Consider the following 16,417-nt stretch of genomic DNA (forward strand, 5'->3'; position numbering starts at 1 on the left):
CTATTGGTACATATCATCATTTGTAGGTATCAGAATTACGAGTATTCTTACATAATTTTATTATTATTCACTAACAGCTAATAAGATTTAGGTATTTTGCAAAAACAGGCAAATTTGGCAACTCGGTTGCCATTTATTTCTTGTATCTTTGCAAAAAATAAACAGAATAAAATGAAACTTTCAGCACTAAAAACAGGAGAAAAAGGTGTTATCGTTAAGGTATTAGGACATGGCGGTTTCCGAAAAAGGATCATCGAGATGGGATTTATTAAAGGAAAAGAAATCGAAGTTCTACTTAATGCCCCTTTAAAAGATCCTGTAAAATATAAAATTATGGGTTATGAGGTTTCACTACGTCATAGTGAAGCCGACTTAATAGAAATAGTATCTTTAGAAGAAGCTAAAAATTTAAGAGCAACTGACGTAGAAGAAAAACTAAGTTGCATTGAGGATAATATTAATGATGCTGATGAGAAGCCACTACAGGCTGAACATCAATTCATGGCTGAAGAAGCTGATAAACGTCACCGTATTATCAATGTGGCCCTTGTTGGAAATCCAAACTGTGGAAAGACGTCACTGTTTAATTATGCTTCAGGTTCACATGAACGAGTAGGCAACTATTCCGGTGTTACAGTCGATGCCAAAACTGCACATGCAGAATTTGAAGGATATACCTTCAACTTAGTTGATTTACCGGGAACCTATTCCTTATCAGCCTACAGTCCTGAAGAACTTTATGTTCGTAAGCAGCTTGTAGAAAAGACTCCAGATATCGTTATCAATGTCATTGATACTTCAAATCTTGAAAGAAACCTGTACCTTACGACACAACTCATCGATATGCACATCCGTATGGTATGCGCACTAAACATGTATGATGAAGTTGAAAAACGCGGAGATATCGTAAATGCAGACAAACTCGGAGAATTATTTGGGATACCAATGGTACCAACTTCCTTTCATTCAGGCATGGGTGTAGAAGAACTTTTCCACGAAGTCATTAAGACATACGAGATGCAAGAAGGTGTTGATCCACACTACCGACATATCCATATTAATCATGGTCACGAAATTGAAAATGGTATCGCAGACATACAGGAACATCTCAAGGCAGAAGACAATCTAAGACATCGTTACTCTACTCGATATCTGGCCATTAAACTCCTAGAAAAAGACCGTGAAGTAGAACAATACATATCACAACTTCCAGATGCCGAGGAAATTCTAACTCACAGAAACGAAGCTGCAGAACGAGTGAAAGAGGAAACCGGAGATGACAGCGAAACAGCTATCATGGATGCAAAATATGGATTCATACATGGTGCTCTTTCTGAAGCTGCGTATGAGACTGGAAAGAAAAAAGATACCTATCAGATGACTCATCTTCTTGATGCTATCATCACTCACAAATATTTAGGTTTTCCGATATTTCTCTTTTTAATATGGCTCATGTTTGAGGCTACCTTCGTGCTTGGTCAATATCCAATGGACTGGATTGATGCAGGTGTAGCTTGGTTGGGCGAAACGATATCTGCCAACATGGCAGAAGGACCGATAAAAGCGTTGCTAGTTGATGGAATTATTGGAGGTGTGGGAGCTGTTATCGTATTCCTACCACAAATCCTCATTCTATACTTCTTTATCTCGTTTATGGAAGATTCAGGCTATATGGCCCGTGCAGCCTTTATGATGGACCGACTTATGCATAAGATGGGCCTGCACGGCAAGTCATTTATTCCTCTTATTATGGGATTCGGATGTAATGTACCTGCTATAATGGCTACCAGAACAATAGAAAGCAGACGATCACGACTCGTGACAATGCTTATATTACCAATGATGAGTTGCTCTGCACGCCTTCCTATCTACATTATGATCATTGGTACATTCTTTGCCATTCAGTATCGCTCATTAGTCATGGCTTCACTTTATGCCATTGGCATCGTGCTGGCGATTATCATGAGTAAACTATTTACTAAGTTTGTTGTGAAAGGAGAAGATACTCCGTTTGTAATGGAACTTCCACCATATCGCTTCCCTACATGGAAGGCTATTGGAAGACATACCTGGGAGAAAGGTAAACAATATCTTAAAAAAATGGGTGGTATCATTCTCGTTGCGAGTATCATTGTATGGTGCCTAGAGTATTTTCCACACCAAGACAAACTTAGCAGAATGCAACAGGAAGAACAAAGCTATATCGGACAGATTGGTCACGCAATAGAACCGATTTTCTCACCACAAAATTTCAATTGGAAATTAGATGTTGGACTTGTAGCTGGTGTCGGTGCTAAAGAAATCGTTGCAAGCACCATGGGAGTTCTCTATTCTGACGACGATAGTTTCGCTGATGATGACAGTTATAGTGGAGATTCCGAAAAATATAGTAAGTTACATCAACATATTGTCAACGATATTAAAAATAGTGGAACTTCTCCAGAAATAGCAGAATCAGTAGCATCACTTACGGCCTATAGCTATCTGATATTTGTATTGCTTTATTTCCCATGTCTTGCTACTATTGCGGCTATAAAAGCAGAAACGGGTTCATGGAAATGGGCGCTTTTCACTGCAGGTTATACCACAGGTCTCGCCTGGATTATTTCTGCCCTATTCTTTCAAATCGGAATGCTTTTCATATAATATAAGGCATCATAAACTCAAAGAGGCACATCTAACTTTTTAGATGTGCCTCTTTAGGTTTTATGAGTATTCAACTATTAACCAAGATACTTCATTAGCACCTTAGAGCAACCTGCTTCTCTAAGTTTAAGGATACTTTTTTCGCGGATTTGACGAACGCGCTCACGGGTAAGTCCCATTCTATCACCAATTTCTTCTAATCCTTTTTCATGACAGCCAATACCATAGCATTCGCAAAGTATTTTAATTTCACGATCCTTCAAAACGTTTTTGAGAACAGAATGCAATTCCTGAGCCATACTATCGTGATCAACCTGACGGTCAGTACGTGTATCCTCACCACTTGCCATAATATCCACCATACTATTCTCTTCACCATCCTGGAAAGGAGCATCTATACTGGTATGATGATTATCTGCCTTAATACTCTGCTCAATCTTTTCCTCTTCAATACCAGTAAGACGTGAAATTTCCTGAATACTAGGACGACGTTGATTATCTTGCTCAAACTTACTGATAGTAGCGTTGATCTTAGACAAAGCTCCAACTTGATTCAATGGAAGTCGAACGATGCGACTTTGCTCAGCTATAGCCTGAAGGATACTTTGACGAATCCACCAAACTGCATACGAGATGAACTTGAAACCACGAGTTTCATCAAATTTCTCGGCTGCCTTAACCAATCCTATATTACCTTCATCTATCAAGTCTGTCAATGACAAACCCTGATGCTGATACTGCTTAGCTACAGAAACTACGAAGCGAAGATTAGCCTTAACAAGTTTATCCTTTGCTCGCTCACCGGCACGTCCACCTTTACGAATAGCCTGGGCAAGTTCTATCTCTTGATCGATATTAATCATTGGTTCATGACTAATCTCCGCTAGATACTTATCCAAAGCCTCACTAGAACGGTTAGTGATACTCTTACTGATTTTAAGCTGTCTCATTACCTTTTTACCTTATTTCATAATTGAATTCTACGTACTATTTGTCTATGCGTACAATTTCCTATATAGCGCAAACGGTGTGCAAAGATACACTTTTTTTATGAGATATTGGCGATACACACTCAAAAAAGAATAAAAAAGATAGGAGTAGATAATTTTTTTTCTATACCTTTGCATCTATTAATCATGAATACAAGAAATATAGCTAACAATATTTTCAAAGTTGCATTATCTCTTCTATTAGGTGGAGCGATATTGTACTGGATGTACTGCGATTTTGACTTTAAAAAGGTGGAACAGGTACTTTTCCATGAAATGAATTGGACGTGGATGCTACTTTCTTTCCCTTTTGGAATTCTTGCCCAAATGTTTCGAGGATGGCGATGGAAACAAACACTGGAACCTGTCAATGAGCAACCGCGCACTTCGGTTTGTATTGATTCCATTTTCTTATCTTATGCTGTAAGTCTAATTATACCTAGAATAGGAGAATTTGCTCGCTGTGGCGTTCTTAAGAAAAAAGATAATGTTTCTTTCTCTAAAGCGATAGGAACTGTTGTTACCGAACGAGGTGTCGACTCTCTCATAGTCATGTTATTAACAGCAATTACAATCATTGCTGAGATTTCTGTTTTCAAAACTTTTTTTAACAAAACAGGAACCAGTATGGACAGTGTTTTTAACAAATTCACTACTACAGGATACATTGTCACAGCCATCTGTGGATTAGCTGTTATTATCATGGGACTTTATCTAGTCAGCCGTCTCTCAATTTATAATAAAGTAAAAAATACTTTTAACGGAATATGGCAAGGCATAACATCACTCAAGAGTGTTAGAAATGTACCACTTTTTATTTTTTATAGTTTGGCCATATGGGGCAGTTATTTTCTGCACTATTACCTTACCTTTTTTTGTTTTGAAGCTACTTCACACTTGAGTATTTCGTGCGCAATGGTTACCTTTATAGTTGGAAGTATTGCTGTTATCGTTCCTACGCCTAATGGGGCTGGCCCTTGGCATTTTGCTGTCAAGACTATGCTAATATTATATGGTATTCAAGCTACAGATGCTCTTTATTTTGTACTCATTGTACATAGCGTTCAAACATTACTAGTCGCAGTATTGGGCATATACAGTTGGCTCCATTTATCATTCATCAAAACTATAAATTAATTCATAGAAGTTTATGAGCGAGATTAAAAATTTAAAACCAGAAGAAATCTGGCGTAACTTTGATGCACTGACTCAAATTCCTCGTCCATCAGGACATATGGAAAAAGTTCAGCAGTTTTTACTTGATTTTGCCAAAAATATTGGCATAGAAGCCTATAAAGATGCTGGCAATAATATTTATATGTATAAACCAGCTACTCCTGGTATGGAAAACAAGAAGGGAATTATTCTTCAAGCTCACATGGATATGGTTCCTCAGAAGGCTCCAACAAGCAAACATAACTTTGAAACAGATCCTATTCAAACTTATATTGATGGCGATTGGGTTAAAGCAAAAGATACAACTTTAGGCGCTGATGATGGCCTCGGTGTCGCTATTATAATGGCTATTATGGAGAGTAAAGAATTACAGCATGGCCCTATAGAAGCATTAATAACCGCTGATGAAGAGACTGGTATGTTTGGTGCCAATGATTTACCAACAGGAGAACTGAAAGGCCACATTTTACTCAATCTAGACTCAGAGACTTGGGGTAATTTCGTAATTGGTAGTGCTGGTGGCATCGATGTAACAGCTGAATTGGGATATAAGGAGGTTACTACTAACGAAGGTGACAAGGCTATCAAACTCACCATAAAAGGTTTGAAGGGAGGACATTCTGGTCTTGAAATTAACGAAGGAAGAGCTAATGCCAACAAACTAATGGTACGCTTTGTACGTGAAGCAATCAGTGAGTGCCAGGCAAGACTTGCAACATGGAATGGAGGCAATATGCGAAATGCGATTCCTTTTAAAGCAGAAACTGTCCTTACTCTTCCTGCTGATAAAACTAACAAATTAATAGAATTAGTTGAGGAGTGGAAAAATAGATTTGAACACGAATACCAAGGTATAGAAAATTCTATTGAGTTTTATGCCGAGGATGTAGAATGTCCTGCGAACATCACTCCTGTCGAAATACAAGACAATCTGATTGATGCCATTTATGCATGCCCTAATGGGGTAGTACGAATGATTCCAGCAATTCCAGAGGTCGTAGAGACTTCATCTAACCTTGCCATTGTCAATATCGCAGATGGTAAAGCGGCTTTCAAGATTCTAGCTCGTTCATCATCTGAAAGCATGAAAGATTATATCGCGACATCACTTGAAAGTTGTTTTAGCATGGCAGGAATGAAGGTTACATTAAGTGGCAGCTATGGTGGTTGGGATCCAAATACCGATAGCGAGATTTTGAACTTGCTAAAGAAACTGTATAAGAAACAAAATAATGAAGAACCAGTAATCAAAGTAGACCACGCAGGACTGGAATGTTCTGTAATACTTGACAAATACCCTGGACTTGACATTGTTTCTATGGGCCCTACTATTCGAAGCCCTCACACTACAAACGAAAGATGCCTCATCTCGAGCGTAGCATTGTTCTGGGAATTAATCAAAGAAGTTCTTGCTGAAATTCCTAACGCTTAATAGAAGTTTAATATCGGTTTATCCTTTATAAACCAGATACTTATCAATAAATAAAGTTCTTCAGTGATAGTAAAAATACTAGTCTACCGAAGAACTTTATTTATTGATAGCCTCTAAAAAAACACAATTAATTCACTATTTTTTCAAATATATTTCGTACTTTTGCACGCGAAATCAAAGTTTTAGTAACCAATATGGACGATTATCACGCGGAAACATTCACATTATAGGCGTGAGGATTCAGCTTAATGCTAATCCCCATTCCTTTTTTAATGCTGGAGATTAGCACAATGAAAACATTTTGGAATATTAATAAAAAATTAAGTCCCCTCAAGGAGTGGGAACCTAATTGCTGGATACAAGTCACTTGTCCAACCGAAGAAGATCAGCGAATGCTTGAAGACGAATATCACATTCCTGACTATTTCCTTTCCGACATAAGCGATACTGATGAGCGTGCCCGTTATGAATACGATGACGGATGGATGCTAATTATTCTCCGTATCCCATATGTTAAGGAAATTCGTTCTCGTACTCCATACACAACGGTTCCTCTTGGTATCATACACAAACATGATATCACAATTACGGTATGCTTCTATGAAACCAATATGATGATAGACTTTGTAAGCTATCAGCAAAAACGAGGCGAAGGATTTACAGACTATGTCGATATGATTTTCAGATTATTTCTATCATCTGCAGTTTGGTATCTAAAACGCTTGAAGCAAATAAATTCACTTATTGATAAATCAAAACGTAATTTAGATCATGATGTCAATAATGAAAGTCTTATTGGCTTGAGCCGACTTCAGGACTCACTTACCTATTTCATCACTTCTATCCGAGGCAATGAAAATCTTTTGTCTAAGCTGAAATTTAAATTACAAGTAGATGAATTAGATGCAGACTTGATCGAAGATGTAAATATTGAGATGACACAGGCAAGAGAAACAACAAGTATCTACTCTGATATTCTCGAGTCAACTATGGATACCTACTCCAGCATCATCAATAACAATATGAACACCACCATGCGTACCTTAACATCCATTAGTATTATCATGATGTTCCCGACACTTATAGCTAGTCTATTTGGTATGAATCTGGAAAATGGAATGGAGCATAACAATTTTGGGTTTATTATCGCACTGGTAATTTCTATCCTCGTGTCTGGTGTTACATGGTTTATTTTGAGATTTAAACGACTACTTTAAGTTTAATTCGTAAAAAAAACCTCTAAAATTAGGTATTTACAATAAATTTATTTAAGTTTGCAACTTAATTATAAAATTATAAAAGGTAGTGAAGTATAAACCGGTTGTTAACCTAACATTGCTTACTACCATGTTGGAAAACCGAATCATAAACTAAAAATAGTGAAATGATGGACTCTCAAGAAAACGCTCTTACTCAGGGCATTAATGAAGAAGAGAAGGCTGTCCAAGAGACAACCACTCAAGTCGATACTGCTGAAAAAGTTTCCGACAAAGATACTTGCAGCGAAAATTCCCAAAAGGCAACTCATAAAAGTTACAAGGACAAAAAGGAGATACTCGCAAGAGTAAAAGAAATTGCCCATAGTGATGAAAATCCTAAAAAAGATGAAATAGATTATCTTAAGACTTCGTTCTATAAACTTCATATAGCCGAAAGAGATGCTGATATGAAAGCTTATCTTGAAAATGGTGGCGCACCTGAGAATTACCAGATTCTTCCAGATGAAGATGAGGAGATTTTCAAGGCTGAAATGCAGATTATCAAAGAGAAGCGAGCTAAGATTCACGAACAAATCGAAGCTGAAAAAGAGGCCAATTACCAAAAAAAGCTTGAAATCATTGAGAAAATTAAAGCTATGGCTACATCACCTGATGAAGCCAACAAATCATATAATGACTTCAAAAAATTACAGCAAGATTGGAAAGAAATCAAAGCTGTTCCCGCTGAAAAAAATAATGAGCTTTGGCGCAACTATCAGCTTTATGTTGAACAATTCTATGATTTGCTCAACTTAAACAGAGAGTCCAGAGAGTATGATTTCAAAAAAAATCTTGAAATCAAAACAGCTATTTGTGTCAAAGCAGAAGCTTTAGCTAACGAAGAGGACATTATCAGCGCATTCCATCAATTACAAGAACTTCATCAAGAATTTCGTGAAACAGGTCCTGTTGCTAAAGATTTGCGCGATGAAATATGGACTCGCTTCAAACAAGCGTCTACAGTAATCAATAAAAAGCATCAACAGCATTTCGAGGATCTCAGAGCTAAAGAGGAAGATAACTTGATAAAAAAGACTGCTCTCTGCGAAAAAACAGAGGCTATCGCTAACGCTGAGTACAAAAAAGCATCAGAATGGGAAAAACAAACAGAGGAAATTAAAAATATCCAGACAGAATGGAAAACTATCGGTTTTGCACCTCAGAAGATGAATGTAAAAATCTTCGAACGTTTCCGTGCTGCCTGTGACCAATTCTTTACTAAAAAAGCAGAATACTTCAAAGAACTCAAAGAAACATATTCTGTTAATACTGAAAAAAAGAAGGCTTTGGTAGAACAAGCAAAGGCTCTAACTGACAGTAAAGAATGGAAAAAGACTTCTCAGAAATTGGTTGAACTTCAAAAAGAATGGAAAAATATCGGTGTCGTTCCTAAGAAATTGGGCGATCAACTATGGGAAGAATTTACAACAGCTTGTAATCATTTCTTCGAAGCTCGTAAAGCTGCAAATGCTGATGTACATAACGAAGAGCATGAAAACTTGAACAAAAAGAAAAAAATAATCGCCAAGTTAAAAGCTCTAAGCGAAAAAACCGATGAAGATATTCAAGATACTGTACAAAAGCTTGTAGAAGAGTACAATACCGTTGGCCATGTACCTTTCAAAGAGAAGGATAAAATTTATAAAGCATATCATGACATTTTGGATAAACTATATAAAGATTTACATGTGTCAATTGCTAAACGCCGTCTCGATAACTTTAAGGATAAAATTCAAAATGCTGCTGAACGCGGTCTAAACACATTAGATAACGAACGCGGACGACTAATGCGCCGCTACGAAGGACTCAAACAGGAAATAAACACCTACGAAAATAACTTAGGTTTCTTGAATGTGTCTAGCAAAAAAGGTAACAGTCTAATTGATGAAATGAATCGCAAAATTCAGAAATTAAAAGATGAGATGGATCTTGTTAAGGCTAAAATCAAAGCTATCGATGCCCAAAACAAACAAAAATAAGCAATAAAGATCTATAAAATAAAGATGGGATGTACAATTTTATGCACATCCCATCTTCATTTTATATAGTAACTATTCATGTTGCAATTATGACAATCCCCTAGCCTTCCATATTGTTTCTTTAGCTGCATTAATTTCCTGAAATTTCTTTTCAGCTGCTTTACGTATATCCTCACCCAAAGAAGCAACCCTATCAGGATGATTTTGTAGAGCTTGTTTGCGATATGCAGCTTTTACCTCTGCATCGGTTGCCGAAGGACTTACACCCATCACTTTATAAGCTGCATCTAGATTAGAACTTGCGTCACGCAAATTTAACATAGCATCTATTTCGGAAACAGGAATCTCCATAGCTTGCGCTACTTCTTTAAGTGAACTCACTTCGCTAGGATGAACTATCCCATCTGCTTGAGCTATCATTGCTAAGAAATGAAGTAATTGCAATCGCTGTTCATAAGGCATCGATGAAGCAATTTGCCGACCTGAATCTTGAATAACCGTTCGATACTCTTCCCAACCTATTTCCTTTTGTTTTTCGAAGAGTTTATAAAGAATCTCCTGCCCCTGAACAACGGCAGATTCTCCAAAATTGGAACGCAAAAATTTTCGAACAAACTCCATTTCAGAATGCATTACCTTGCCATCAGCCTTAATAATATAAGAAGCTAAAACTAGCAAAGAAAAGAGAAAAGAATTACGTTCCTCATTATAAAAACTATTATATTGACGTTGATATGAATTTGATCTGAAACGCTGACTTTGCCCATGATCACCTCCATACCCTCTTCCCTGGCGATCTCCATCAAAAGAGGAATGCTGACCGGAATTAACAGCATCAATACCACTATCAAAGAGTGAACCTAAGGCAAAGCCTGCCAAAGCTCCTAGTACACCACCAGAAGCAAAACCTAGCAAACCACCTATCCATTTTCCAATTGCCATAAAATCTAATCTATTGATTAATACTTAAAATTGTCCATTTGTCATGTCAATAGTATATGCAAATCTTATGCCAAAAAGACAAAAACAAAAAAATGCAACTCGAATATCGAATTGCATCTAAATGTTGGGATATCCGGACTCGAACCAGAAATGACAGGACCAGAATCTGTAGTGTTACCATTACACCATATCCCAATTAAATTTACCTTTTAAAAGGCTTCCGTACAATCGGAAAATAAGCCCTTTTAGTATTCTATTATGAAAATTTGATACATATAGAATCAAACAGTTGGGATATCCGGACTCGAACCAGAAATGACAGGACCAGAATCTGTAGTGTTACCATTACACCATATCCCAATTTCAAGAGCAATTTAGCTTTCCTTAATTGCGTTTGCAAAGGTACAACATTTTTTGAAACTACCAAAACATTTTTGTGCTTTTTTCTAAAAAATATGTAATTATCTCGATTTACACAGGTTTTTGTACCTTATATATTTTGTATTTCACCCGAATTGCACTAACTTTGCCATCGTTATCAACAAAATGTAATTTATAATTAAAAAGAAATAATTTTTAATGAACACAGTAAAAGAATCTACCCAACAGTTAGTGAACACGATTGTAGAAGGTATCCAAGAAAAAAAAGGATCTGGCATAGTTATTGCAGATTTATCTCATATTGACGGAAGCATCGCTCAGTACTTCGTAATCTGTCAGGGTAATTCTCCTTCACAAGTAGAGGCAATTGCAGAATCTGTAGGTGAATTTGCTCGCAATAAGAATAACGAGAAGCCAATTAACGTCGTAGGGCTCGGTACCAATCAATGGGTAGCCATCGACTTTGCGGATATACTCGTCCACATCTTTTTGCCAGAAACGCGGGAGTTCTATAATCTGGAGGACCTTTGGGAAGATGCCAAATTAACAAGAATACCAGATATCTATTAAAAAATTGAATTTATGGACAATAACAGTCTGAACAACAACGGAAACAACGACAATCAGCCGAAAATGCCAAGATTCAACATGAATTGGATCTATGGCATTATCTTAGTTGCTCTCATTGCTTTATTCATGACCGGTGGCGGAAACGCACTCGGAGGCAGTGCAACTCAAGAAGCTGGCTATACTCGATTTAAGCAATATATCGAAAAAGGATATGCAAGTAGAGTCATTATCAATAAGGAAGATAATACTCTAAAAATGTTTGTCAATCCTAAAAATATTCGAGATGTATTTAATATGAGTGCCAAACAAGTTGGCACAAACCCATACGTCAGTGTCGAATTTGGTTCAGTTGATGAACTAGAGAAATATCTTTCTACACAACAGAAAGCTGGCAAGCTACATGATTTTGCCTATAAAAATGAAAAAGGAAACGACATTTGGACTTTCTTATTCAATTTCTCTCCACTAATATTCTTTATCATCTTTATATGGTGGTTTGCAAGAAGAATGGGAGGCGGAAGCGGAAATGGCGGTCCTGGCGGCGTATTCAACGTAGGTAAGAGTAAAGCCAAAATGTATGAAAAGGGTAATGACCTTGGCATCACATTCAAAGATGTAGCCGGACAAGAAGGTGCCAAACAGGAAGTCGAAGAAATTGTTGAGTTTCTCAAGAATCCAAAAAAATATACGGATTTAGGTGGTAAAATTCCAAAAGGCGCACTTTTAGTAGGACCTCCAGGAACTGGTAAAACTCTTTTAGCTAAAGCCGTAGCTGGCGAGGCTGGAGTTCCATTCTTCTCTATGAGTGGTTCTGACTTTGTAGAAATGTTTGTAGGTGTTGGCGCTAGTCGAGTAAGAGACCTATTCCGTCAAGCTAAGGAGAAAGCACCTTGCATCATTTTCATAGATGAAATTGATGCTGTCGGTCGCGCACGTAGCAAAAATCCAGCTATGGGTGGAAATGATGAACGTGAAAATACATTGAATGCCCTACTCACTGAAATGGATGGTTTCGGTACAAATAGTGGTGTCATTATTCTTGCAGCAACAAACCGTGTTGATATGCTTGACAAGGCACTGCTACGCGCTGGTCGCTTTGACAGAGAAATTCACGTGGATCTTCCTGACTTGAATGAGCGTAAAGCAATATTCAATGTACATTTAAAACCAATTAAAGTTGATAAATCTGTCGATATAGACTTATTGTCACGCCAAACACCAGGTTTCTCTGGAGCTGATATTGCTAACGTATGCAATGAAGCCGCCCTCATAGCAGCTCGTCATGACCATAAATTTGTTGGCAAGCAAGATTTTCTTGATGCTGTAGATCGTATCATTGGAGGTCTTGAGAAAAAGACGAAAGTTATGACAGCAGAAGAAAAACGAACCATTGCACTTCATGAAGCTGGACATGCTACAATATCATGGTTCTGTCAATATGCTAATCCATTGATAAAGGTTAGTATTGTACCACGTGGACAAGCCCTTGGAGCCGCATGGTATCTTCCTGAGGAACGTCAAATTACCACAAAAGAGCAAATGCTCGATGAAATGTGCTCTCTTATGGGTGGTCGTGCAGCGGAAGAGTTATTCACAGGTCATATTTCTACAGGCGCCATGAATGATTTGGAACGCGCTACCAAAAGTGCTTATGGTATGATTGCCTATGCCGGAATGAGCGACAAGCTACCAAATATTTGTTATTATAACAATAATGAATATCAATTTCAGAAACCATACTCTGAAACGACAGCCAAGATTATTGATGAAGAAGTTATGAAAATGGTTAACGAGCAATACCAGCGTGCTAAACAGATACTGACCGAGCACAAAGAGGGACATAACCAGTTGGCAGAACTTCTTATCAAGCGTGAAGTCATTATGGCAGAAGATGTAGAAGCCATCTTTGGAAAGCGTCCTTGGTTGAGCCGTTCTCAAGAAATCATGGCAGATGAAACTCCCGAAGTTGATGATGCTGTAAAACAACTTCCTGAAGTTCAGAAAGCGATAGAAGAGCATGAAAAAAATACAAAAAATCAGTCTGCTAACGAACAAAGTTCAGAAGATCAAACTGAAGAACATAAAGCTAATAAAGAGTAATAAAAATAGAAAGCAATGAGTGATAAACAGAAGAACCTCATTATAAGAGCTATCACTGGTGTATTCTATGTAGCCATTATGGTTTGTGGATTTTTAGATCCACAAGCCATGATTTTACTGTTTGCACTGATAACAGGAATGACAATTTGGGAATTTACAGGTCTGATAAATGCTAAACATGGTGTAACAACTAACCAATTTATCTCTACAATAGCAGGCGTTTACTTCTTTTTAGCCGTAGCAGGTTGGAGAATTGGCTTGGTCAATAACTTTATTGTCTTTGTACCCTATTTATTGACTATCATTTATCTATTTATCAGTGAATTGTATTTCAAGAACCAAGATGCCATTAATGACTGGGCTTACACCATGCTATCACAAATGTATATAGCTCTTCCGTTTGCTATGATTAACATTGTGGCATTCGAAACAAATGAGGATGGCAGCGTACATTTCGACACATTACTCCCACTATCTATCTTTGTCTTCCTTTGGATTAACGACACAGGTGCATACTGTAGTGGTTCACTTTTTGGCAAGCACAAACTCTTTCCACGAATAAGTCCTGCTAAAAGTTGGGAAGGCAGCATAGGCGGCGGTATATTTGTCCTGATAGCTGCAGGAATATTGGGCTATTATGCTAACTTTGGAGAATTACAGCATTCACTAAATATTTTAGAATGGATGGGATTAGGGCTGATTGTAGTTTTCTTTGGTACTTGGGGTGATTTAGTAGAAAGTTTATTTAAACGGACCTTAGGTATTAAAGATAGCGGTAATATTCTTCCTGGACATGGTGGAATGTTAGACCGATTCGATTCTTCTCTTATGGCTATTCCAGCTGCAGTAGTATATTTATATACCCTACAGCTTTTCTAAAAATATTATTCCTCAATAAGAAAAGGGTTGTCATTTTCCTGATGACAACCCTTTTCTTATTGAGGAATATTCGAGTTATTACTACCCATCAACAACTCTGTCATAATACGTGCTGCATTTTCTGGAGCAACCGAATTACCCAACCTGCGATGAATTTCTTCATACTCTTTCAACATTACTTCTCTTTCAGGACGACCAGGAAGGATTTTTCGCAACTCCATGATGATATCATCTACGGAAAAACGATCAGCCAAAAGTTCTTGTACAATTTCACTGTCAGCTATCAAATTCACCAAAGATATATATTTCACTTTAATGATGTGATTAAAAGCAAAACGAATTATTTTTGGGACCGGTGTTTCATAACAAACAACTTGCGGAACATCAAACAAAGCTGTTTCCAAAGTAGCAGTACCACTCGTAACTAGAGCTGCCTTGGCATGTGATAACAAAGCATAAGTTTGGTTTTTTATCAACTTTACCCTTGAATCTTTCAGAAAAGACTCATAATACTTATCGTCTACAGAAGGAGCACCTGCCAAAACCAACTGATAATCTTCAAAATGATCTGCAGCTTCTATCATTGCAGGCAAGTTATCCTTGATTTCCTGCAATCTACTACCTGCCAATAAAGCGATTATAGGTTTTGTTGCATCCAAATTATATTTATCACAAAACATCTTGAATGTATCATGATAATTATTTCGAAAATAAGCCACTTCTTCAGCAGTAGGATTACCTACATAATGTATCGGATACTTATATTTTTTTTCATAAAAAGGAACTTCAAAAGGCAATATCGAAAACATCTCCTTAACATCGCGTTTGATGCTGCGAATACGCCACTCTTTCCAGGCCCATATTTTAGGTGAAATATAATAATAAACAGGAATCTTAGTGTTTTTATGTACAAACTTGGCAATATTCAGATTAAAACCGGGATAATCTACCAAGATAACGACATCTGGTTTCCAAGCCACAATATCCTTCTTACACATACTCATATTTTTGAATATGGTTTTCAGATGCAGCAAAACAGGTATAAATCCCATATAAGCAAGTTCACGATAATGTTTTACCCGATACCCCCCTTCATATGACATTTTGTCACCTCCAAAAAATCTGAATTCAGCTTGCGAATCAAATTCTTTCAATGAATGCATTAAGCGTGATGCATGAAGGTCGCCACTTGCTTCACCTACAATGATATAATATTTCATATTATAAGTTCCACTTGTCCAACTGTTCTTTAAATTCGTAGTCAGTTACATCTATTTTTGTCGGTGTGATAGCGACATAACCATGGTTCACAGCCCACTGATCAGAATCTTGAGCTTCAGGTTCATCATTAACATACTCACCTACTACCCAATAATAGTCATAACCACGAGGATGATGATTTTTCTGAATTTCATTAACCCAACGCCCCCAAGTCATACGACAAGCTTTCACGCCCTTAAAAGGAGGATTCGATGGGAAATTTACATTCAAGCATGTACCTTTTGGCAAACCTTCCTTCAAAACCTTATTAATAATTTTGATAATATATTCTGACAAAGGCATTAAGTCTGCACTCTCATTATAGTTACAACTTGAGAAAGCAATAGAAGGTATATATTTCATACATCCCTCTTTAGCTATACCCATTGTTCCTGAATAATGATTATTAGTTGACGAGTTATCTCCATGATTGATACCACCAATAATGAGATCAGGCAAACGGTCCTTACATAACTCACTAAGGGCAATTTTTACGCAATCTACCGGTGTTCCTGTACATGACCAAACCTCAATATCGCCCATATTATGACGACGCTTCAATCGCAAATAATCCGTTGCTGAGAAACCACATGAAAAACCAGAGCGAGCTGCTTCCGGAGCACATACTAACAAATCAGCAATAGGCGACAGAATTTTTACAAGAGTCTTTATACCATTGGCATGATAACCATCATCATTTGAAATTAAGATAAAAGGTCGATTATTCATAAATTTAATATCTTTTCGGTGCAAAAATACTAAAAAATGGTTTAAACGTAGCCTTTCTCGTTTAAAATATGTATC

The 16,417-nt window shown here is 37.2% G+C and carries 12 protein-coding genes and 2 tRNA genes; 8 read left to right on the plus strand and 6 right to left on the minus strand.

Annotated elements, in window-relative coordinates; genetic code table 11:
• The first annotated feature begins 171 nt into the window (after window positions 1-171).
• The gene (gene feoB / locus L6471_RS11390; protein WP_006281222.1) at window positions 172-2,646 is read left to right on the plus strand and encodes a ferrous iron transport protein B; all 2,475 of its coding nucleotides are present in this window, start codon (window positions 172-174) and stop codon (window positions 2,644-2,646) included.
• 77 nt (window positions 2,647-2,723) lie between these two features.
• Here the strand turns inward: feoB and L6471_RS11395 are convergent, their stop codons facing one another.
• The gene (locus L6471_RS11395) at window positions 2,724-3,596 is read right to left on the minus strand and encodes a sigma-70 family RNA polymerase sigma factor (protein ID WP_006281221.1); all 873 of its coding nucleotides are present in this window, start codon (window positions 3,594-3,596) and stop codon (window positions 2,724-2,726) included.
• A gap of 186 nt (window positions 3,597-3,782) precedes the next feature.
• On the opposite strand from L6471_RS11395, the gene L6471_RS11400 reads away from it, so the two are divergent.
• The 4 genes from L6471_RS11400 to L6471_RS11415 all read left to right on the plus strand — a co-directional run bounded on the left by L6471_RS11400 (window position 3,783) and on the right by L6471_RS11415 (window position 9,481).
• Entirely contained in the window at window positions 3,783-4,772 is a 990-nt protein-coding gene (locus L6471_RS11400; RefSeq protein ID WP_006281220.1) for a lysylphosphatidylglycerol synthase transmembrane domain-containing protein, read from the plus strand.
• A 13-nt stretch (window positions 4,773-4,785) separates the two neighbouring features.
• The gene (locus L6471_RS11405) at window positions 4,786-6,243 is read left to right on the plus strand and encodes an aminoacyl-histidine dipeptidase (protein ID WP_006281219.1); all 1,458 of its coding nucleotides are present in this window, start codon (window positions 4,786-4,788) and stop codon (window positions 6,241-6,243) included.
• A 290-nt stretch (window positions 6,244-6,533) separates the two neighbouring features.
• Window positions 6,534-7,460 carry a magnesium transporter CorA family protein gene (locus L6471_RS11410; RefSeq protein WP_006281218.1) on the plus strand — a complete coding sequence of 309 codons (927 nt, stop codon included), beginning with the start codon at window positions 6,534-6,536 and terminating at the stop codon, window positions 7,458-7,460.
• 167 nt (window positions 7,461-7,627) lie between these two features.
• Window positions 7,628-9,481, plus strand: coding sequence for a DUF349 domain-containing protein (locus tag L6471_RS11415; RefSeq protein ID WP_006281217.1), 1,854 nt, complete (start codon window positions 7,628-7,630; stop codon window positions 9,479-9,481).
• 87 nt (window positions 9,482-9,568) lie between these two features.
• On the opposite strand, the gene L6471_RS11420 is transcribed toward L6471_RS11415, so the two are convergent.
• The 3 genes from L6471_RS11420 to L6471_RS11430 all read right to left on the minus strand — a co-directional run bounded on the left by L6471_RS11420 (window position 9,569) and on the right by L6471_RS11430 (window position 10,783).
• On the minus strand, window positions 9,569-10,423 hold the full coding sequence (locus L6471_RS11420; RefSeq protein WP_074549646.1) for a DnaJ domain-containing protein: 855 nt from the start codon (window positions 10,421-10,423) through the stop codon (window positions 9,569-9,571).
• A 124-nt stretch (window positions 10,424-10,547) separates the two neighbouring features.
• Window positions 10,548-10,618 (minus strand) — tRNA-Gln (locus L6471_RS11425).
• 94 nt (window positions 10,619-10,712) lie between these two features.
• A tRNA-Gln gene (locus L6471_RS11430) sits at window positions 10,713-10,783 on the minus strand.
• 219 nt (window positions 10,784-11,002) lie between these two features.
• Here L6471_RS11430 and rsfS point away from each other — a divergent pair.
• Genes rsfS through L6471_RS11445 form a run of 3 tightly spaced genes read left to right on the plus strand, consistent with a single transcriptional unit; the run spans window position 11,003 to window position 14,353 of the window.
• Entirely contained in the window at window positions 11,003-11,374 is a 372-nt protein-coding gene (gene rsfS / locus L6471_RS11435) for a ribosome silencing factor (protein WP_027453035.1), read from the plus strand.
• A 12-nt stretch (window positions 11,375-11,386) separates the two neighbouring features.
• Window positions 11,387-13,474 carry an ATP-dependent zinc metalloprotease FtsH gene (gene ftsH / locus L6471_RS11440; RefSeq protein WP_006281214.1) on the plus strand — a complete coding sequence of 696 codons (2,088 nt, stop codon included), beginning with the start codon at window positions 11,387-11,389 and terminating at the stop codon, window positions 13,472-13,474.
• A gap of 15 nt (window positions 13,475-13,489) precedes the next feature.
• Window positions 13,490-14,353 carry a phosphatidate cytidylyltransferase gene (locus tag L6471_RS11445; RefSeq protein WP_006281213.1) on the plus strand — a complete coding sequence of 288 codons (864 nt, stop codon included), beginning with the start codon at window positions 13,490-13,492 and terminating at the stop codon, window positions 14,351-14,353.
• 56 nt (window positions 14,354-14,409) lie between these two features.
• Here L6471_RS11445 and lpxB read toward each other — a convergent pair whose 3' ends face one another.
• Together lpxB and surE are read right to left on the minus strand one after the other, a co-directional pair.
• Window positions 14,410-15,573 carry a lipid-A-disaccharide synthase gene (gene lpxB / locus L6471_RS11450; RefSeq protein WP_006281212.1) on the minus strand — a complete coding sequence of 388 codons (1,164 nt, stop codon included), beginning with the start codon at window positions 15,571-15,573 and terminating at the stop codon, window positions 14,410-14,412.
• A gap of 1 nt (window position 15,574) precedes the next feature.
• Window positions 15,575-16,342, minus strand: coding sequence for a 5'/3'-nucleotidase SurE (surE, locus tag L6471_RS11455; protein ID WP_006281211.1), 768 nt, complete (start codon window positions 16,340-16,342; stop codon window positions 15,575-15,577).
• Window positions 16,343-16,417 lie beyond the last annotated feature (75 nt).

The organism is Segatella bryantii (assembly GCF_022024215.1).
GTDB classification, from domain to species: Bacteria; Bacteroidota; Bacteroidia; order Bacteroidales; family Bacteroidaceae; genus Prevotella; species Prevotella bryantii.

What these genes read in the sequence shown, in the direction of transcription:
- feoB (WP_006281222.1), top strand. Translation starts at nt 172, where the DNA reads ATGAAACTTTCAGCACTAAAAACAGGAGAAAAAGGTGTTATCGTTAAG.
- L6471_RS11395 (WP_006281221.1), bottom strand. Translation starts at nt 3,596, where the DNA reads ATGAGACAGCTTAAAATCAGTAAGAGTATCACTAACCGTTCTAGTGAG.
- L6471_RS11400 (WP_006281220.1), top strand. Translation starts at nt 3,783, where the DNA reads ATGAATACAAGAAATATAGCTAACAATATTTTCAAAGTTGCATTATCT.
- L6471_RS11405 (WP_006281219.1), top strand. Translation starts at nt 4,786, where the DNA reads ATGAGCGAGATTAAAAATTTAAAACCAGAAGAAATCTGGCGTAACTTT.
- L6471_RS11410 (WP_006281218.1), top strand. Translation starts at nt 6,534, where the DNA reads ATGAAAACATTTTGGAATATTAATAAAAAATTAAGTCCCCTCAAGGAG.
- L6471_RS11415 (WP_006281217.1), top strand. Translation starts at nt 7,628, where the DNA reads ATGATGGACTCTCAAGAAAACGCTCTTACTCAGGGCATTAATGAAGAA.
- L6471_RS11420 (WP_074549646.1), bottom strand. Translation starts at nt 10,423, where the DNA reads ATGGCAATTGGAAAATGGATAGGTGGTTTGCTAGGTTTTGCTTCTGGT.
- rsfS (WP_027453035.1), top strand. Translation starts at nt 11,003, where the DNA reads ATGAACACAGTAAAAGAATCTACCCAACAGTTAGTGAACACGATTGTA.
- ftsH (WP_006281214.1), top strand. Translation starts at nt 11,387, where the DNA reads ATGGACAATAACAGTCTGAACAACAACGGAAACAACGACAATCAGCCG.
- L6471_RS11445 (WP_006281213.1), top strand. Translation starts at nt 13,490, where the DNA reads ATGAGTGATAAACAGAAGAACCTCATTATAAGAGCTATCACTGGTGTA.
- lpxB (WP_006281212.1), bottom strand. Translation starts at nt 15,573, where the DNA reads ATGAAATATTATATCATTGTAGGTGAAGCAAGTGGCGACCTTCATGCA.
- surE (WP_006281211.1), bottom strand. Translation starts at nt 16,342, where the DNA reads ATGAATAATCGACCTTTTATCTTAATTTCAAATGATGATGGTTATCAT.